The organism is Bradyrhizobium sp. ISRA430 (assembly GCF_029909975.1).
Taxonomy (GTDB): Bacteria; Pseudomonadota; Alphaproteobacteria; order Rhizobiales; family Xanthobacteraceae; genus Bradyrhizobium.
Map to the genome: position 1 here is coordinate 4,090,078 of NZ_CP094516.1, position 18,092 is coordinate 4,108,169.

16 protein-coding genes are annotated in these 18,092 nt (G+C 65.8%); 4 read left to right on the forward strand and 12 right to left on the reverse strand.

Features of this window, described 5'->3' with window-relative positions; all coding sequences use genetic code 11:
• Positions 1 to 64: 64 nt before the first annotated feature.
• The 7 genes from MTX21_RS19490 to MTX21_RS19520 form a co-directional block, all read right to left on the reverse strand.
• Positions 65 to 562, reverse strand: a complete 498-nt coding sequence (locus MTX21_RS19490; RefSeq protein WP_280966372.1) for a TPM domain-containing protein — start codon at positions 560 to 562, stop codon at positions 65 to 67.
• A 2-nt stretch (positions 563 to 564) separates the two neighbouring features.
• A complete protein-coding gene (locus MTX21_RS19495) occupies positions 565 to 1,449 on the reverse strand; it encodes a YgcG family protein (RefSeq protein ID WP_280971106.1) in 885 nt (294 codons plus the stop codon).
• A gap of 180 nt (positions 1,450 to 1,629) precedes the next feature.
• A complete protein-coding gene (locus tag MTX21_RS19500; RefSeq protein WP_280966373.1) occupies positions 1,630 to 2,238 on the reverse strand; it encodes a LemA family protein in 609 nt (202 codons plus the stop codon).
• Between the two features lie 272 nt (positions 2,239 to 2,510).
• Positions 2,511 to 4,832 carry a xanthine dehydrogenase family protein molybdopterin-binding subunit gene (locus MTX21_RS19505; protein ID WP_280966374.1) on the reverse strand — a complete coding sequence of 774 codons (2,322 nt, stop codon included), beginning with the start codon at positions 4,830 to 4,832 and terminating at the stop codon, positions 2,511 to 2,513.
• A 128-nt stretch (positions 4,833 to 4,960) separates the two neighbouring features.
• A complete protein-coding gene (locus MTX21_RS19510; RefSeq protein WP_280966375.1) occupies positions 4,961 to 6,043 on the reverse strand; it encodes a trypsin-like peptidase domain-containing protein in 1,083 nt (360 codons plus the stop codon).
• Positions 6,044 to 6,251: 208 nt separating this feature from the next.
• Positions 6,252 to 7,127: a dihydrodipicolinate synthase family protein gene (locus MTX21_RS19515; protein ID WP_280966376.1), complete on the reverse strand. Its 876-nt coding sequence runs from the start codon at positions 7,125 to 7,127 to the stop codon at positions 6,252 to 6,254.
• Positions 7,128 to 7,237: 110 nt separating this feature from the next.
• Positions 7,238 to 8,203 carry a VOC family protein gene (locus tag MTX21_RS19520; protein ID WP_280966377.1) on the reverse strand — a complete coding sequence of 322 codons (966 nt, stop codon included), beginning with the start codon at positions 8,201 to 8,203 and terminating at the stop codon, positions 7,238 to 7,240.
• Positions 8,204 to 8,408: 205 nt separating this feature from the next.
• Between MTX21_RS19520 and MTX21_RS19525 the strand changes: the two genes are divergently transcribed.
• Complete coding sequence (locus MTX21_RS19525; protein WP_280966378.1) at positions 8,409 to 9,275, forward strand: S1C family serine protease; 867 nt, start codon at positions 8,409 to 8,411, stop codon at positions 9,273 to 9,275.
• The gene (locus MTX21_RS19530; RefSeq protein ID WP_280966379.1) at positions 9,272 to 9,643 is read left to right on the forward strand and encodes a helix-turn-helix transcriptional regulator; all 372 of its coding nucleotides are present in this window, start codon (positions 9,272 to 9,274) and stop codon (positions 9,641 to 9,643) included. Before MTX21_RS19525 ends, MTX21_RS19530 begins: the two co-directional genes overlap by 4 nt.
• A 12-nt stretch (positions 9,644 to 9,655) precedes the next feature.
• Here MTX21_RS19530 and MTX21_RS19535 read toward each other — a convergent pair whose 3' ends face one another.
• From MTX21_RS19535 to MTX21_RS19550, 4 genes are all read right to left on the reverse strand, one after another.
• Positions 9,656 to 10,732: a HAMP domain-containing sensor histidine kinase gene (locus MTX21_RS19535; RefSeq protein WP_280966380.1), complete on the reverse strand. Its 1,077-nt coding sequence runs from the start codon at positions 10,730 to 10,732 to the stop codon at positions 9,656 to 9,658.
• Positions 10,719 to 11,411: a response regulator transcription factor gene (locus MTX21_RS19540; protein WP_280966381.1), complete on the reverse strand. Its 693-nt coding sequence runs from the start codon at positions 11,409 to 11,411 to the stop codon at positions 10,719 to 10,721. Before MTX21_RS19540 ends, MTX21_RS19535 begins: the two co-directional genes overlap by 14 nt.
• Before the next feature lie 92 nt (positions 11,412 to 11,503).
• Entirely contained in the window at positions 11,504 to 12,106 is a 603-nt protein-coding gene (locus MTX21_RS19545; RefSeq protein WP_280966382.1) for a hypothetical protein, read from the reverse strand.
• 167 nt (positions 12,107 to 12,273) lie between these two features.
• The gene (locus tag MTX21_RS19550) at positions 12,274 to 14,610 is read right to left on the reverse strand and encodes a Tex family protein (RefSeq protein ID WP_280966383.1); all 2,337 of its coding nucleotides are present in this window, start codon (positions 14,608 to 14,610) and stop codon (positions 12,274 to 12,276) included.
• A 299-nt stretch (positions 14,611 to 14,909) separates the two neighbouring features.
• On the opposite strand from MTX21_RS19550, the gene MTX21_RS19555 reads away from it, so the two are divergent.
• Both MTX21_RS19555 and MTX21_RS19560 read left to right on the forward strand, forming a co-directional pair.
• On the forward strand, positions 14,910 to 16,025 hold the full coding sequence (locus tag MTX21_RS19555) for a ring-opening amidohydrolase (RefSeq protein ID WP_280966384.1): 1,116 nt from the start codon (positions 14,910 to 14,912) through the stop codon (positions 16,023 to 16,025).
• 98 nt (positions 16,026 to 16,123) lie between these two features.
• Positions 16,124 to 17,593, forward strand: coding sequence for an amidase (locus MTX21_RS19560; RefSeq protein ID WP_280966385.1), 1,470 nt, complete (start codon positions 16,124 to 16,126; stop codon positions 17,591 to 17,593).
• Positions 17,594 to 17,634: 41 nt separating this feature from the next.
• Here MTX21_RS19560 and MTX21_RS19565 read toward each other — a convergent pair whose 3' ends face one another.
• Complete coding sequence (locus tag MTX21_RS19565; RefSeq protein WP_280966386.1) at positions 17,635 to 17,952, reverse strand: hypothetical protein; 318 nt, start codon at positions 17,950 to 17,952, stop codon at positions 17,635 to 17,637.
• Between the last annotated feature and the right edge of the window lie 140 nt (positions 17,953 to 18,092).

The window sequence follows — 18,092 nt, forward strand, 5'->3', positions numbered from 1 at the left end:
GGATTGCTTCGCTGCGCTCGCAATGACGGAACCGACGGTGCGCATCCGTCCACATCACCTCCCATCAGATCACCACCGGCTTGTCCGGCAGCTCGTTCGGATGCGGACCCTGCGGCGGGAAATGCTTCGTCAGCTCCCGCGACACCGCCTCGATGCCGCCGATCGCGCCGCGCTCGAACTGGCCGGATCTGAACTCGGTCTCCATCGCACGGCAGATCTTTTCCCAGCCTTCAGCCCCGACCTTCGCATCGATGCCGCGGTCGGCGACGATCTCGACGTCACGGTCGGCGAGCAGGAGATAGATCAGGACGCCGTTGTTGTGCGCGGTGTCCCAGATCCGCAAATGCGAGAAGACGTCGAGCGCACGCTCGCGTGCCGGCTGGTTGCGGAATAGCGCCGCGCCGTCGAGTGCGCCTTCGACGACGAAACGGACTTGACCGGCGTGACTGGCCTCGCAGCGTTTGATCGCTTGCTCGATGCGCGCGAGCACGTCCGGCGTAAATACCTGCTTCGCACGCCAATGGTGCTGAAGGAGATGCCTGGAGATGCGCCTGATGCTCATGACTACCAGCTCCCCGACGCGCCGCCGCCACCGAAACCGCCGCCCCCGCCGCTGAAGCTGCCGCTGTCGCTGGACGACGAGCCGCTGCTCCAGCCGCCGCCCGAGCCGCTCGACCAGGAGCCGCCGCGCGAAGCACCTGTCCCCGGCCCCGTCGCCATCGGAACGAGATCGGCAATGAAGGCCAGGATGAAGGCAATGGCGCCGACCGCCAGCGCAAGACCGACCGAGCCGACCATGAACCAGGCCAACGCTGCGAGCACGCCGCCGGTCGCGACCGAGCCGAGCAATCTCCCGAGCATCGTGCGCAGGATACCACCGACGAACAGCGAGGCGAACAGGGCGAAGGGAATGACGGGGCCGAAATCGCTGATGTCGCTGCTGAAGCTCGTGTTGCGCGCAGGCGCCGGCAACGGCTCGCCGTCGATCACGCGGAGGATGCGGTCGACGCCGTCGGAGATGCCGCCGGCGAAGTCCCCCGTCCTGAACCTTGGCGTGATGACCTCGTCGATGATCCGCCGCGAGGTAACGTCGGTGAGCGCGCCTTCGAGGCCATAGCCGACCTCGATGCGCAAGTGCCGATCGTTCTTGGCGATGAGCAGGATCGCGCCGTCGTCGACCTTCTTCCGCCCGATCTTCCAGGCGTCCGCAACGCGGATCGAGAACTGCTCGATTGTCTCGGGTTGCGTCGTCGGCACGATCAGGACGGCGATCTGGCTACCTTTCCTTGCCTCGAAATCCCGAAGCTTCCGGTCGAGCGAGGCGATGTCGCCGCTCGACAGCGTGCCGGTCTGGTCGACCACCCGGCCCGTGAGCTGCGGCACGGCAACATCGGCTGCGGCGGTGAAGGCGAAGGTGAGGAAGACGAAAAAGAGCGCAAGAAGGAGGATGCCGTGCGATGAGAGGGCTGAACGAGCGCGCAGCAACCTCGCTGTCATCGCCCGCGAAGGCGGGCGATCCAGTATTCCAGAGACGGTTGTGCTTGAACCGGGAAGCCGCGGCGTACTGGATTCCCCGCTTTCGCGGGGAATGACGGCGGAGGATGTGGCGCGCATCGGAGCCCGAACGCGCTACTTCGACGGCGCAGGTGCTGGGTTAAAGTCCACCTTCGGTGCGGTCGAGATCTCCTTCTCGTTCTCGACCGAGAAGTTCGGCTTGTCCTTGTAGCCGAATGCCATCGCGGTGAGATTGGTCGGGAACGAGCGGATGGTGACGTTGTAGTCCTGCACGGATTTGATGTAGCGGTTGCGCGCCACCGTGATGCGGTTCTCGGTGCCTTCGAGTTGCGACATCAGGTCCTTGAACAAGGCATCCGATTTGAGCTGCGGGTAATTCTCCGTGACCACCAGAAGGCGCGACAACGCGCTGGAGAGCTCGCCCTGGGCCGCTTGGAATTTCTGGAAGGCTGCGGGGTCGTTGAGCACCTCGGGCGTCGCCTGGACGCTGCCGACCTTGGCGCGCGCGTTGGTAACCCCGAGCAGGACGTCCTTCTCCTGCTGGGCAAAGCCCTTCACCGAGTTGACGAGATTGGGCACGAGATCGGAGCGGCGTTGATACTGGTTCACGACCTCCGACCAGTTGGCCTTGATCTGCTCATCCTGGCTCTGGATCGCGTTGTAGCCGCAATTGGTCAGGCTGAGCGAAGCCAGCGCCGCCAGCACTGTCAGGATCTTGCGCATCAAATTTCTCCCGATGGAAACCGGGACAAACTATCAGATGAAGCGCGCGAGGCGCCAGATGTCTTGCGCCAGAGGCGCAAAAGGCAGCCGACTGACGCAAGCCTCTTGCCTATCACCGGCTGGTGCGCGACGCGCTGGAGATGACCGAGCTGCGCGTACTCTCGGCACTCCAGACTGGACAAAATCCCGGCGCAGTATCGTCGCCCTGCGTTCTCCACCGTCGTCCCGGACAAGCGCAGCGAAGTCCGGGACGACGAGTTGATAATGACGAGCTAACCCGCCTTCGCGTCCCTGATCGCCTGCCAGATCTTCTGCGGCGTAAGCGGGGTGTTGAGCTGGGTGATGCCAAGCTCGGCGAGCGCGTCCATCACGCCGTTGGTGACGCAGGGCGGGCCGCCGATGGCGCCGGATTCGCCGCAGCCCTTGGCGCCGAGCGGATTGGTGCGGCAGGGCGCTGAATCGTCCAGCGTCACGACGATCGGCGGAACGTCGTCGGCGCGCGGGATGCAGTAGTCCTGGTAGCTCGCGGTGAGGAGCTGGCCATCCGCATCATAGGACACGCCTTCATAGAGCGCCTGGCCGATGCCCTGCGCGACGCCGCCGTGGATCTGGCCCGTCACCAGCATCGGGTTCACGGCCACGCCGACGTCGTCGACCGTGGTGTAGCGCACGACGCGCGACACGCCGGTCTCGGGGTCGATCTCGACCTCGCAGATATGCGTGCCGTTCGGCCAGCTCGGCCCGTCGACCTCACCTTCCGAATCGACGCTGAGCTTGGCGCCGCCTTCTTTCTCGGCGAGCTCGAACAGGCCGATGCGGCGGTCGGTGCCGACCACGGTGAGCATGCCGCCCTGATATTCGATGTCCTCGACCGACGTCTCGAGCACGTTGGCCGCCTTCTCGCGCGCTTTCTGGATCAGGTCGTTGGAGGAGACGGCGACCGCGGTGCCGCCGACGAACAGAGAACGCGAGCCGACGCTGCCGAAGCCCATCGCAAGATCGGTGTCGCCCTGGACGACGTCGATCTTGTCCATGGGGATGCCGAGCGTGTCGGAGATCATCTGGGTGTAGGTGGTCTGCAGGCCCTGCCCCATTGCCTGGGTGCCGGAATGAAGGATGACGCGGCCCTGCGAGGTCGCATGCAGGCTGACTTTCTCGGTATGCGCGCGACCGCCGGTCCATTCGATGTAGGAGGTGAGTCCGCGACCGTAGAGCAGGCCCTTCTTCTTCGCGGCCCTCTTGCGCGCGGCAAAGCCGTCCCAGTCGGCAAGCTTGGTGGCGCGGTCGAGCATGTGCGCGAAGGCGCCGGAATCATAGACCTGGCCGGCCGCGTTGGTGTAGGGGAGCTGGGCCGGCTTGATGTAGTTCACTTTGCGGATCGCACGCGGATCCATGCCGATCTTTCGGGCGGCAGCGTCAAACAGGCGTTCGACGATGAAGACGGCCTCGGGCCGACCTGCGCCGCGATAGGCGCCGACCGGTGCGGTGTGGGTCATCACCGTCTTCACTTCGAAATGCACCAGCGGCAGGTCGTAGACGCCGGTCTGCACGAAGGGACCGAGCACCAGCGGGATGATGTTGGCCGCCCCCGAGGAATAGGCGCCGGTGCAGCCGATGGACTTGACGCGATAGGCCAGCACCTTGCCCTTCTCATCCAGCGCGAACGACGCGGTCGAGGTGAGGTCGCGGCCATGGGTGCCGCTGACGAACTCGTCGGTGCGGTCGCCGCGCCAGCGGATCTTCTTGTTCAGCTTGGTCGCGGCATAGGCGACGATGCCGTCCTCGGGATAGAGGTTGGTCTTCTGGCCAAAACCGCCGCCGATGTCGCCGACAAGCACGCGCACGCTGTCCTTGGGACGCTTGAGCACGGCTTCCGCCAGCACGTCGCGGGTCGAAGCCGGCGTCTGCGACTGCACGTGCAGCAGGAGGCGTCCGGACGTCTTGTCGATCTCGGCAATGGTCGAGCGCGGCTCCATCGCCGAGGGCACGAGACGCTGGCTGACGATGTCGAGCTCGACCGTGTGCGCGGCCTTCGCGAAGGCCTCGTCGACCTTGGCGGCGTCGCCATAGCTCATTGCGCCGACGATGTTGTCGGGCGCCTCCGGCCACACCACGGGCGCGCCCGGTTTTACGGCTTCGACGGGATCGACCACAGCCGGCTGCACGTCGTACTCGACCACGATCGCTTCGGCCGCGGTCTGGGCCAGTACGCGGGACGACGCAACGACCGCCGCCACCGCCTCGCCGCCGTAGCGCACGACCTCATGGGCGAGCAGGCGACGCGGCGGCACAGTCATCGGCTTGCCGTCGGGGCGCTTGAAGATATTCAGGGTCGGGATGCTGCCGATGTCGTCCTTGATGAGGTCGGCGCCAGTATAAACGGCTGTGACGCCCGGCATTGCCGCCGCGGCGCTGGTGTCGATCGAGACGATCTTGGCGTGAGCATGCGGCGAGCGCAGCACGTGCAGCCACAGCGCGCCATCCTCCGGCTTGTCGTCGATGAACTGTCCCTTCCCGGTAAGCAGTCGCTGGTCTTCCAAACGCTTGACGGGCTGCCCTGCTCCGAAACGCAAATTGCCGGGAAGAATGTTCATTCCGTTGTATTCCTCAAGTCAGATTTGACGGGCGGGTTTTAGCGGATTTCCCCGGCGAGACAACTCGATGAGCCCGATGGGCGCGCGGTGCATGGGCGCCATGCACGGGCGAACATACGATTGGACGGCTAGGATCGGCTGACGTCGACAATGTCAACATTGACGTCGCGCGTTTCGGAGCCGTGCTTGACGGTCAATCGCACCGAGCGTCCCGTCCCGAGCTGCTCGAGCTGGTCCGTAAGATCGGACATCCGGCGCACCGGCTTGCCATCGGCTTCCGTGATGACGTCACCGAGCGCCCCCGTCGTGAAATTCACCCCGCGTATGCCTGCGCGTTCGGCTGGGCTGCCGGGCGACGTGCGAACCACAATCAGCCCCTCGACACCGATGCGTGTGGCGACATCCTCATTCGCCGTGACGATACCAATGCCAGGAGTCGGTACCCGCCCATTCTTGATGAGCTGGGGGACCACCCGATTCACCACATCGATCGGAATGGCAAAGCCAATGCCGGCGTTTGACCCCGACGGGGAGATGATGGCCGAGGTGACGCCGATCAGCCGGCCCGCCGAATCGAGCAATGGTCCGCCCGAATTACCGGGATTGATCGCGGCATCGGTCTGGATCACGTTGGAGATCTCGCGCCCTGCACTAGTTGGCAACCGGCGCTTCAACGCGCTGATGATCCCGCTCGTCATCGATTCATCGAGGCCAAAGGGATTGCCGATGGCAAAGGCCGATTGGCCCACCCTCAGATCGCTCGAGCTGCCGAGTGCCACGGGCGGGGGCAGTTGGCGCACGCTCCTGATGCGGAGCACGGCAAGATCGTAGTTCGGCGCTGTCCCGATCAGGTCGACCTTCGTGACCTCGCCCGATGCGAAGCGAACCGCGACTTCGTTGGCATTCTCGACCACATGATTATTGGTGACGATGTGACCATCATTGTCCCAGACAAATCCAGTGCCGGAGGCGGCGCGCCCTTCCTCTTCCATCAGCGGGCTGGCCGCAGATCTCGCTGCGACCTGAACGACCGATGGAGATACGCGGTCGAAGATTTCGATGCTCGCTCTCTCGGCATCCGAGAGTGGACCGCGTGGCTCAACCGCGCGGGCGACAGGGCTCGTCCATGGCGCAAAATGGATTTTCGTGGCGGTCGCCAGGAGCAACACGATTGCCAATATTGACGCAGCGATTCCGAGGCGACGGTCCATGCCGGCTACCGGAAACAAAATTGAAGATCGTTGAACTCGAGGTGCATCTGAGCCCGCCCAAACGTGGCTCTCGCAGCAACGCTGCAGACGCGCAGAGGTTTCAAGTCCGACCAGGAATTGGGATGGAGCAGTGACCTTTTGTCTCGGGCCCAGTCGTCAGCAATGAATAACTCGGTCGGGTAGCGTAGACGTGTCGCCAGATCACGACCTACGCCAGCTCCCGCAATGCCGTTTCCACAAGCTTGCGCTGCTCGGCATTAAGCGCGGCCTGCGGCGGGATGGGGTCGCCGACGTCGTAGCCCTGGATCGAAAGGCCCGCCTTGATGCAGGCTGCGAGATTGAACCGGGCGAAGGCTTCGTTGATGCGCCACAGCCTGCGCTGGAGCGCCATGGCCTCGTCCCAACGGCCGGCCCTGCAGAGATCGTAGAGCGCGACGCTCTGGCGCGGGATGATGCAGGCCGGGCCCGCCATCCAGCCGACACCACCGATCAGCATCACGGCCGCCGGGATGTGGGCCGAGGCCGAGAACACGCGCAAGCGATTGCCGCAGCGATTCATGATCGATAGCAGCCGGCCGGTGTTGGTCGAGGCATCCTTGATGTAGCCGATGCGCGGGTGCTCGGCGAGGCGCGCGATGACGTCGAGCGTCAGGTCGGAGCGTTGGAATTGCGGATTGGTGTAGATGACGACGGGAATGTCGACGGCATCCGCGATGCTGCGGAAGTAGGATTCGACCTGCGCGTCGGCGAGCGGGAAATAGGCTTCCAGAATCGCGAGGATGCCATCGGCGCCGAGCATCTGATACGCCTTTGCCTGTGCCACCGCATCTGCAGTCGAGGTCGAGGCGACACCGGCCACGACAGGCACGCGGCCCTTCGCGGCCTCGACGGTGGTCTGCACCACAGCGGTACGCTGTGCCGCATTGAGATACGCGAACTCGCCGGTCGATCCCAACGGCGTCAGTCCGTGCACCCCGGTACCGATCAAATCGTCGCAGAGCCTGCCGAGGACATTCGTGCGAACTGTGCCGTCGGCATTAACGGGCGAGACGAGATAGGGAAAGACGCCGTGGAAATCGGGCATGTCAGGGAATGATCCGGCAGATCGGGCATCGCTCGCGCGACACCGGCGGTGCTAACATGACGCCGAAGGGCCGGCAAGCGAACGCCAGCAGCCGTTCGCGCGCGAGCCGGCTATACCTTGATGAGCCGCACCCGTGTGCCCCAGGGATCGATCGCCTCCACGCCATTCGCAAGCGCCGTGACTTGCGCACCACCCTTGCGCAGACGCTCCTCCTGCGCGGCGAGCAGTTCCTGCTTCTCCGTCACCAGCGAGAACCATGCGAGGCCTGTCGCGCTGTCGTCGCGTCGACCGGCGCCCTGGCTCTGCCAGACGTTCATGCCGAGGTGATGGTGATAGCGGCCCGATGACAGGAACGATGCACCGTTGCGGCGGCGGGTCGGGTCGAGCCCGACCGTGCCGTGATAGAAGCTCTCGGCTTTTGCGAGATCGCCGACACGCAAATGCATGTGGCCGATGCGCAGGCCGTCCGGCGCCTTGGCATAGTCGCTGACGCGCGGATTGGTCAGCGACAGCAGATCGGGGATGTTGAGCTCGTCGGTCGCCATCTTCACGCTGCCCTCGCTCCAGTGCCATTGCGAGGGATCGCGGTCGGCATAGACCTCGATGCCGTTGCCTTCGGGATCGTCGAGATAGACGGATTCGCTGACAAGATGATCGGCGAAGCCGGACAGCGGCACGCGACGCGAGGCGGCATGGACCAGCCAGCGCGCCAGATCCTTGCGCGTCGGCATCAGGAAGGCGGTGTGGTAGAGGCCGGCCGAGTTGCGCGGCTCGATCGCGGCGTCGGGACGGGCCTCCAGCACGAGCAGCGGGATTCCGGCGGTGCCGAGTTGAGCCGAGCTCGCCGCGCGCTCCATCACGGTGAGCCCGAGCACGTCGCGGTAGTAATCCGCAACCACATCCAGATTTTTGACCCGCAACGTCACCATGCCGACCCGCATCGGCGTGCGGCTGGCATAGGTCGGTCCGGCGCCCACCGGATTGCCCTCGGCGCGCGCTGCGCCCGCAGCGGCGGCTGCAAGCGACGTCGCACCGGCGAGGTAAAGCAGGGTGCGGCGGGTGAGATCGATGGTCATGGGTTAAGGCTCTCCCTGAAGATCCGTGAGGCCGTCGGCCACAATGTCGGACGGATTGCTACACGGTCCCGTGAACGGGTCCCAATCACAACTGCGTCGACCGGGGCAATACGGGAGACGGCAACGAAGGCCAGTCCTGACCATCCGGCCAGTTTCCGGATCGCCCGCGGCATCCCAGATTGAGGACAACAGACAGGAGTTGTCCATGACCGACGTCACCCCCCTCTCCGCGCTATCGTGCGCGCTCGCGGATGTCGTGGCGCGCTGCACCCCTTCCATCGTCTCCGTGCATTCGCATCGCGCTCGCGCGTCCGGCTTCGTCTGGAAGCCCGGCCTCATCATCACCGCCGACGAGGCGCTGGCGGACGAGGGCGAGGTCGAGATCAGGCTGGCCGACGGCACCGCGGTGGCCGCAACCATCGCCGGCCGCGACCATACGACCGATATCGCCGTGCTCCGCGCCAGCACAGACATTGCCCCGGTCAAGCTCGCCGCCACGGTCCCGGCGCTTGGCGCGCTCTCGATCGTGGTCGCAACCGACCGCGGTGCGCCGTCAGCCAGCCTCGGCCTGGTGTCGGCCGCCGGCCAGGGCTGGCGCAGCCTGCGCGGCGGCGACATCGACGCGCGGATCGAGCTCGACGTTCGCCTGCGTCCGAGCCAGGAGGGCGGGCTCGCGCTGAATGCGGCGGGTGAAGCCTTCGGCATGGCCGTGCTCGGCCCGCGACGCGTGCTGGTGATCCCGACGGCAACGATCGAGCGCGTCGCCACACAGCTCGAGACGCGCGGCCACATCGCCCGCGGATATCTTGGCCTCGGACTCCAGCCGGTGCGGCTCGACGATGGCATCGGTGCGATGGTGATGAATGTCGACAAGGCCGGGCCTTCCGCGGCGGCCGGCATCCGCCAGGGCGACGTGATCGTGGCCGTCAACGATCAAAAGCTCGTTGGGGTGCGCGCGCTGTCGCGGACGCTCGGGCCCGCCAGCGTCGGCGCGGTGGTCGATGTCGCGGTGCGCCGCGGCGGTGAGCCGGTCAACTTCAAGGTCACCGTCGGCGAAAGGCCCGAGGCGTGAGCGACGACATCACGCCGGAGATCGTGCTGGCGCTTGCGATCGACGATCCCGCCCTCGCCGATCGCCTTGCCGCGATCCTCGGTGGCGTCGCGGGACTGCGGCTCGCCGGTCCCGGCGAGCAGGCCACCGCGACCGTGGTCGCGCGCACCGCGCCCGGCATGGCCGACGACTTCGCGCTGACGCAGCGCGAGCTCGCCGTACTGGCGCTGATGGCGGAGGGCGCTTCGAACAAGATGATCGCGCGCCAGCTCGGCATTTCCGTTCACACCGTGAAATTCCATGTCGGCTCGCTGCTCGACAAGCTCGATGCCACCGGCCGCACCGACGCGGTCGCTCATGCAGCGCGCCGCGGCGTGATCAATCTGTAGGCGCATCGGGACCTATTGCGCTGACGGTACCGGGAACTGAAGCTGGATCGTCAGCCCTGGCGTACTGTCGCGCAGTGCAATTTCGGCGCCATGCAGGCGCGCAATCGCGGCAACAAGGCTTAGGCCCAGGCCGTTACCGGGCGTGTAGCGGCTCTGCTCGAGCCTGTAGAAGCGCTTGAAAACGTGGTCGCGTTGGTCCGGCGGAATGCCGGGGCCATCATCGGCAATCGCAATCACCGCACCGCCGCCGGAGTGCCGGCAGGTCACGGTCACCTGTCCACCCGCGCGGCCGTGCTTGATCGCGTTGTCGACGAGATTTGCGATGGCGTCGAACAAGAGGTCGCGATCGCCCGTGACCGACACCTCGCGATCACCGACCAGGCTAAGGCGCGTCGAAACCTGCTCGGCAGCGGCGTCATAGAGTTCGACGACCTCGCCGGCGAGCTCGGCGAGGTTGAGCGCGCGAAAGGCGCTCCTGCGGGCGCGAGTCTCGATCTCGGATATTCGCGTGATCGAAGCGAACATGCCGAGCACGGCGTCGAGATCGGCGATGGTGTCGCCGATCAACGTCGCGTCGGCCTCGCTGTTACGCGGGGTGTGATAGGCCTTTTCCAGCCGGCCGCGCATGCGCGTCAGCGGCGTGCGCAGGTCGTGGGCGACGTTGTCGCTGACCTGCTTGACCTCGCCCATCAGCGTCTCGATGCGATCCAGCATCAGATTGAGGTTCTCCGCGACGCGGTCCCATTCATCATGGCTGCCGCGCAGGGGAATCCGCCGGTCGAGACCGGCGAGCATGATGGCACGACTGGTCGCATTGATCTCTTCGATCCGCCCCACCGTGCGCCGCGTCACCAGCACCGCGGCGAGCCCGGCCAGCACCAGGAGCAGGATCGCGACCGCGATCATTGCGAGCTCGATCATCGCCGTGAAGCCGTCGTGATCGCCGACTTCGCCGAGCCGGCTCCGCACATAGCCGAGCGTTCCGAAATAGACATAGGCCATGATCGCCGCGACGATCAGCCCGAACGCCGCGATCGCGATCAGCGCCAGGCGAAAGGTCGAGGAGCGGAGCGTCTTAGCCAGGAGCACGGAGGCAATATCCGATGCCGCGGATGGTGTGGATCAGCGGATAGGCCTGGCTATCGTCGACCTTGCGGCGGACGCGGCCGACATAGACGTCAATGATATTGGTGGAGGGATCGAAATGCAGGTCCCAGACGTGCTGGAGCAGCATCGCACGGGACACGACGCGGCCCTCGTTACGGACGAGATATTCTAGGAGCTGGAACTCGCGCGGCAGCAGCGGGATCTTCCGGCCGCGGCGGCTGGCGCAGCGCGCAATCAGGTCGATGGCGAGATCGCCGACCCGCAAGATCGTCTCCTTGGCGATGGTCTCGCTGCGGCGGCCGAGCGCCTCGAGCCGCGCCAGCAGTTCGACGAAGGAAAACGGCTTGACGAGATAGTCGTCGCCGCCGGCGCGCAGGCCCCGCACGCGATCGTCGACCTCACCGAGCGCGGAGATGATCAGGAAGGGCGCGGCAACGCCGTCGTCGCGCAACTGCCGCATCACGGTGATGCCGTCGATATCGGGCAGCATGCGGTCGATCGTGATCACCGCATAGTCGCGCGCGGCACCGTGGCTCAGCGCTTCGCGGCCGGTCGCGGCGAGATCGACCTCATAACCCGAGGTCGTCAGCTCCTCGGCGAGCTGGCCTGCGGTTTCCGGGTCGTCCTCGACGACCAGGATGCGGCGGTGACCTCCGGTCATGACGAACTCCGCGCGACGGTCGCCACCAGACTATCCCGGTCTGGGGCTGAGCGGAACTGCCCGGTGGCGATCGCGACAATGGTACGGCGATGTTAGTACAAATAATCCCCGCACACATTGACCCATTGCCAGCCGTAGGGCGTCCAGCTCCTCCGCCAGCAGCCGTCGTCGTAATAGCTGGCGTAGACGAAGGGCGCGCCGAAGAAGGCGAACCGGTGGAAGCGATGATGGCGGAAGAAGAAGGCGTGGCGGCCGATGAAGGGCCTGCCGTGAAATGCCCTGCCGGCGAACCGCGGGCCGAAGGCCGCACGGGTCGCGAACGGCGCACCGGCAAAGCGCGGCCCGATGGCGGCGCGGGCGGCCATCGGCGAACCCGCGAAACGCGCCATCGGCGCACCGGCGAAGCGGGCGCCACCGAAACGAGCTCCGCCCATACCGCCCACTCGCATGCCGCCCCCCATACCGCCGACATGCATGCCGCCACCCATACCACCGACGTGCATGCCACCACCACCGAAATGCCCACCGCCACCAAAGCCGCCATGGCCGCCGCCAAAGCCGCCACCGCCAAAGCCGCCATGGCCGCCACCGCCACCGCCAAAACCGCCGCCGCCGCGCGCGAGAACGGGCGACGCGACCGCCAGCGTCGCAGCAACTGCCGCGGCGACGAGACCTGTGAGAAGCCTGTTGTTCATCGGAAAATCCTCCTAGCAGTGCAGCGGTAGCCTCGCCGCACGAGGAGGATCAGGAGAGGCGAATATGCCGTCTCCATCAAATTACAAATGCGCCAGTTTATGACGCGGAAGTCAGAAACGACGGCCTCTCCCGGTGGTACGGGGCGAGGTTGAGAGCAACGCTCTCCTCACACCGGCTTGCCGCGTCCGCTCTTCTCGGCTGCGCGGCGCAACGCCTCGGCGAGCGCGCCGCCGCCGGAAGACTCCTGCTTGCGCGGCGCCGACGAGGTCATGCGAGCGGTGTTGCGCGAATTGTCGCGCTGCATGCCAGGGGCGTCCTTCTTTGCACCGACCTCGTCGTCGAGACGCAGCGTCAGCGAGATGCGCTTGCGCGCGACCTCGAAATCCAGAACCTTGACCTTGACGATGTCGCCGGGCTTCACCACCTCGCGCGGATCCTTGATGAAGGTTTTCGACATCGCCGAGATGTGCACGAGGCCGTCCTGGTGCACGCCGATGTCGACGAAGGCACCGAAGGCGGCGACGTTGGTCACGGTGCCCTCGAGGATCATGCCTTTCTTCAGATCCTTGATCTCCTCGACGCCGTCCTTGAACACCGCCGCCTTGAATGCCGGGCGCGGGTCGCGGCCGGGCTTCTCCAGTTCGCGCAGGATGTCGGTGACCGTCGGCAGGCCGAAGGTTTCGTCGACATAATCTTTCGGCTTCAGCGTGCGGACAATATCGCTGTTGCCGATCAGCGCCTTGATGTCGCTCTTGGTGGCGCTGAGAATTCTGCGCACCACCGGATAGGCTTCCGGATGCACGCCGGACGCGTCGAGCGGATCCTCGCCGCCGAGAATGCGCAAAAAGCCGGCGCATTGCTCGAATGCCTTCGGCCCGAGCCGCGGGACGTCCTTGAGCGCCTTGCGCGACTTGAACGGGCCATTGGCATCGCGATGCTGCACGATGCTCTGTGCAAGGCCAGCGCCCACGCCCGACACCCGCGCCAGCAGCGGCGCGGAGGCGGTGTTGACGTCGACGCCGACGGCGTTCACGCAGTCTTCGACCACGGCGTCGAGCGACTTGGCGAGCTTGGCCTGGCCGAGGTCGTGCTGATACTGTCCGACGCCGATTGCCTTGGGCTCGATCTTGACCAGCTCGGCGAGCGGATCCTGGAGGCGGCGGGCGATCGAGACCGCACCGCGCAGGGTGACGTCCAGTCCGGGCAGTTCCTGCGAGGCAAAGGCGGAGGCCGAGTAGACCGACGCACCGGCTTCCGACACCACGATCTTGGTCATCTTCAGTTCGGCCAGGCCTTTGACGAGCTCGGTCGCGAGCTTGTCGGTCTCACGCGAGGCGGTGCCGTTGCCGATCGCGATCAGCTCGACGCGATGCTTCAGCGCGAGCCTGCCGAGGGTTGCGAGCGACTCGTTCCACTGCCGCTGCGGCTCGTGCGGGTAGATCGCGGTGGTATCGACCACCTTGCCGGTCGCGTCGATGACGGCGACCTTGACGCCGGTGCGGTAGCCGGGATCCAAGCCCATGGTGACGCGGGTGCCGGCGGGTGCGGCCAGCAGCAGGTCGCGCAGGTTCGAGGCGAATACGCGCACGGCCTCGGTCTCGGCCGCGTTCCACAGCCGCATGCGCAGATCGATGTTGAGATGCACCTGGATCTTGGTGCGCCAGGCCCAGCGCACGGTGTCGATCAGCCAGCGATCGCCCGCGCGCTTCAGGTCGGCGATACCGAACCGCTTCATGATCTTCAGTTCATAGGCGCTCGGCACGCCCGGCGGCGGCGCTTCGGCCTCGGCCTGGATCTGGAGATCGAGGATTTCTTCCTTTTCGCCGCGGAACATCGCGAGGATGCGGTGCGAGGGCAGCTTCGTCAGCGGCTCGGAGAACTCAAAGTAGTCCGCGAATTTTTCGCCCTCGGTCTTCTTGCCCTGGCGCACGGTGGAAGCCATGCGCGCGTTTGTCCACATCTCTTCACGCAAGCTTCCGATCAGGTCGGCGTCCTCGTCGAAGCGCTCGACCAGGATGGCGCGGGCACCGTCGAGCGCGGCGGCAGCATCCGCGACACCCTTCTCGGCGTTTACGTAGGCTTCCGCAACGACCTTCGGATCGTCTCCGGGCTCTGCCATGAGCTGGTTGGCCAGCGGCTCGAGGCCCGCTTCCTTGGCGATCTCGGCCTTGGTGCGGCGCTTCGGCTTGAACGGCAGATAGATGTCTTCGAGGCGCGCCTTGCTGTCGGCGGCGAGGATGGCGGCTTCAAGTGCAGCATCGAGCTTGCCCTGCTCGCGGACCGATTCGAGGATGGCCTTGCGGCGGTCTTCGAGCTCGCGCAGGTAGACGAGACGCTCTTCCAGAGTGCGCAATTGCGTGTCGTCGAGCGCACCGGTCGCTTCCTTGCGGTAGCGGGCGATGAAGGGAACCGTGGCGCCGCCGTCGAGCAGCGTCACCGCCGCCTCGACCTGCTCCGCTCGAACCCCAAGCTCCTGCGCAATCTTCTGGTTGATATTCGCCACGCGAGAATCCCTCTCCAAGCACGCGGCCAGAACCGAACCACCGGCCGCGGGACGCCGCTTATGAACCAATCGAGGTTGATTCATCAAGGTACAGCGCAGAACCGTCGACAGGGGATTTTTTTGTTGCTTTGATGCGATCTCGCCACATTCGTTTGGATGGACGAAGACGGCGCACATACTCCGCTGTCGTCCTGGCTTTCGGCAGGACGAACGTCGGGGATCTTCTCGACATCTTGACAGGCGCCTCTGTTCCGCGGCTGGTTGACTCGCCGGCACCAGAACAGCATGCGAGGACTGCAATGCGCACCACATCGGTTGGCGTCGTTCGGATTGCCACCAAGGGCCCCGGCGACGCCTCCGGCCTCATGACCATGATCGAGTCCGGCGCGATCGATCCGACATCGATCCTGGCGATCCTCGGCAAGACCGAGGGCAATGGCGGCGTCAACGATTTCACGCGGGAATATGCGGTTGCCGCGCTGTGCACGGCGCTGGCGCCCTGTCTCCACCTGTCCCCAGAGGAGGTCGAGCAGCGCATCGCCTTCGTGATGTCCGGCGGTACCGAGGGCGTGCTCAGCCCGCACATCACTGTGTTTACGCGACGCGAAGCCGAGCAAGGAACGGCAGGCGTGTCCAGCAAACGGCTGAGCATCGGCATGGCGCACACGCGGGATTTTCTTCCCGAGGAACTCGGACGCTCCGCGCAGATCGCGGAGACGGCCAAGGCTGTGAAAGCCGCGATGGACGATGCCGGGATCGTCGATCCCACTGATGTGCATTTCGTGCAGATCAAGTGTCCGCTGCTCACCAGCGACCGCATCGAGGCCGCAGGCGCGCGCGGCAACACAACGGCGACGACCAGCGCCTATGGCTCGATGGCCTATTCGCGCGGCGCCTCCGCGCTCGGGGTCGCGGTCGCGCTCGGCGAGATCGCGTCCGAGATCCGTGACGAAGACGTGCTGCGGCGCTACGACCTGTTCTCGTCGGTCGCCTCCACCTCGGCTGGGATCGAGCTGATGCACAACGTCGTCATCGTGCTCGGCAATTCGGCCTCATCGGCGAGCGAGTTCGAGATCGGCCATGCCGTGATGAGCGACGCCATCGACTCCACCGCGGTGATCTCAGCGCTCAACAGCGTGGGACTTGGCATCGCGCCGCAGGCGACCGCGGGCCGCGAGCTCGTCAACATCTTCGCCAAGGCCGAGGCGTCGCCGAACGGCAGCGTACGCGGCTTTCGCCACACCATGCTGGAAGACACCGACATCAGTTCGACCCGCCACGCCCGCGCCGCGGTCGGCGGCCTGATCGGCGGCCTTGCCGGCACCGGCGCGGTCTATGTCTCCGGCGGGGCCGAGCACCAGGGTCCGCCCGGCGGCGGGCCGGTTGCGGTGATCGCGCGGCTCGCGGAAAACTAAGCGCGACGCCAGGGCAGAGGCGCCGCAATTGCGAACATGCCGGAATCAGCGCAGCAGCCCTGCGTGCGGGGTGGCGCCGCATAGAGGGATTGAATCGCATGACTTTGCCGATGAGCTGGAGTGAATGGGCGCAGCACGATGGCATGGCGCTGGCGGCGCGCGTCCGCAACGGTGAGCTGACGCCGAAGGAACTGGCGCGCCAGGCCGCTGCCGGCGTCGCCAAGGTCAATCCGGCGCTGTCCGGCGTGGTCGAGTTGTTCGACGACGTCATCATCGATCCGGCCAAGGACGGTGCCCATCTCTCCGGACCGTTCGCCGGCCTGCCCTTCCTGATGAAGGATCTCGGCCCGACCATGAAGGGCCGGCTCCAGGAGATGGGCTCGCTGTTGATGCGCGGCAATCGCGCGGCGGCAGATACGTTCCTGACCGGCAAGTTTCGCCAGGCGGGACTCAACTTGATCGGACGGACGACGACGCCGGAGTTCGGCGTGTGCAGTTCGGCCGACAATCCGGCGGTCTATGTGACGCGCAATCCCCGGGATACCGACTACACCACCTGCGGCTCGTCAGCGGGCAGCGCCGCGATGGTCGCGGCCGGCGTGGTACCGATCGCGCATGCGACCGATGGCGGCGGCTCGATCCGCATTCCCGCCGGCGTCAACGGCAATATCGGACTCAAGGTTTCGCGAGGCGTGTTCTCGCTCGCGCCGCTGATGTCCGATCTCACCGGGCTCGTCTCGATCCAGGGCTGCCAGTCGCGTTCCGTCCGCGACACCGCCGCCTTCGTCGATCATGCCCGCGGGCCGGCGCCGGGCGAGTTCATGCCGTTCTGGACCACGGCGCAGCCTTACGGCGAAATGATCAAGCGCGATCCGGCAAAGCTCAGGATCGCGCTGTCGCACACCTGGGGCGACTACACCGCGACGCCGCACATCGCCGCCGAACTGGAGAAGGCCGGCCGCTTCCTCGAAGGACTCGGCCATCACGTCGACTACGCGCTGCCCGAGCTCGATTTCCGCGCCGCCTTCGATGCGCAGACGACCTGCTACATCTCCAATTTTGCCGTTGTGATCTCCAACATGCTCGCCACACGTGGGCTGGAGCGGCCGCCGGAGGATCTGGTCGAGCCCGTCAACATCAGGATTTGGGAAGCCGGGCGGCACACGAGCTTCGCCGAGCGGGCGAAGATGCAAGGCGTGTTCAACACGACATCGCGCAGCTTCGGCGCGTTCTTCGAGCAGTGGGACGTCATCCTGACGCCGGTCACCGCGCTGCCGACGCCGAAGGTCGGCACGAAGGAATATCTCACCATCTCCGACAATCCGGACGTACTGGACTGGTTCGGCAATCTCTGGCGCAACTTCGCCTTCACGCCGCTCGCCAATCTCTGCGGCATGCCCGCGATCTCGCTGCCGATGGCCACGCACGAACACGGCTTGCCGCTGGGCATCCAGGCGATCGCCAAGCAGGCCAATGATGGCTTGCTCCTGCAACTCGCCGCCCAGATCGAGCGCGCCATCGACGGCAAGTGGAACGGCGGCAAGAAGCCGAAGGTGCACGTCGGTTAAGCAGGGCGCGATCGCATCGACTTGCGATCGCGCCATCGGCCTCAATTCTTCACGTCGGGGATCGTCTCGGACGGTTGCTGCTGACCCTGCTGATACATGGCGAGCGCCTTGTCGAGCGCTTCGCGCAAGGCCAGCGCCGCGGCCGGGCTGCAGCGCAGATGTGCGGTCTGAACCACGTCGACCCTGACGGCGGCCCCGATCGGCATCAACAGGTTCGCCGCGAGCTCGATCTGGATCGCCCCGTTGTGGTGCCCGAAACAGGATGCGCCGTCGAAATAGATGACCGGAGCGCGCTCGGCGCTGGAGGTCGAAATGGTGACGGGCCCCTGGTTGGTGGCGGGTGTTTCGGGGTCGGCCATGGGCACTCCTGCAGGCAGTGGACAAGCGGAACGGCCAGCATCGGCGCTTGGCCAGCCTCTGTCGAGGCCAAACCGGCCGGCAGACCTGTCCCGCAGCGGCGCGTGCGATGTTTTGCACGACGGGCGCCACTGGTCTAGAA

Coding starts and splice junctions, on each gene's coding strand:
- MTX21_RS19490 (WP_280966372.1), bottom strand. CDS start 562: ATGAGCATCAGGCGCATCTCCAGGCATCTCCTTCAGCACCATTGGCGT.
- MTX21_RS19500 (WP_280966373.1), bottom strand. CDS start 2,238: ATGCGCAAGATCCTGACAGTGCTGGCGGCGCTGGCTTCGCTCAGCCTG.
- MTX21_RS19505 (WP_280966374.1), bottom strand. CDS start 4,832: ATGAACATTCTTCCCGGCAATTTGCGTTTCGGAGCAGGGCAGCCCGTC.
- MTX21_RS19510 (WP_280966375.1), bottom strand. CDS start 6,043: ATGGACCGTCGCCTCGGAATCGCTGCGTCAATATTGGCAATCGTGTTG.
- MTX21_RS19515 (WP_280966376.1), bottom strand. CDS start 7,127: ATGCCCGATTTCCACGGCGTCTTTCCCTATCTCGTCTCGCCCGTTAAT.
- MTX21_RS19520 (WP_280966377.1), bottom strand. CDS start 8,203: ATGACCATCGATCTCACCCGCCGCACCCTGCTTTACCTCGCCGGTGCG.
- MTX21_RS19525 (WP_280966378.1), top strand. CDS start 8,409: ATGACCGACGTCACCCCCCTCTCCGCGCTATCGTGCGCGCTCGCGGAT.
- MTX21_RS19540 (WP_280966381.1), bottom strand. CDS start 11,411: ATGACCGGAGGTCACCGCCGCATCCTGGTCGTCGAGGACGACCCGGAA.
- MTX21_RS19545 (WP_280966382.1), bottom strand. CDS start 12,106: ATGAACAACAGGCTTCTCACAGGTCTCGTCGCCGCGGCAGTTGCTGCG.
- MTX21_RS19555 (WP_280966384.1), top strand. CDS start 14,910: ATGCGCACCACATCGGTTGGCGTCGTTCGGATTGCCACCAAGGGCCCC.
- MTX21_RS19560 (WP_280966385.1), top strand. CDS start 16,124: ATGACTTTGCCGATGAGCTGGAGTGAATGGGCGCAGCACGATGGCATG.
- MTX21_RS19565 (WP_280966386.1), bottom strand. CDS start 17,952: ATGGCCGACCCCGAAACACCCGCCACCAACCAGGGGCCCGTCACCATT.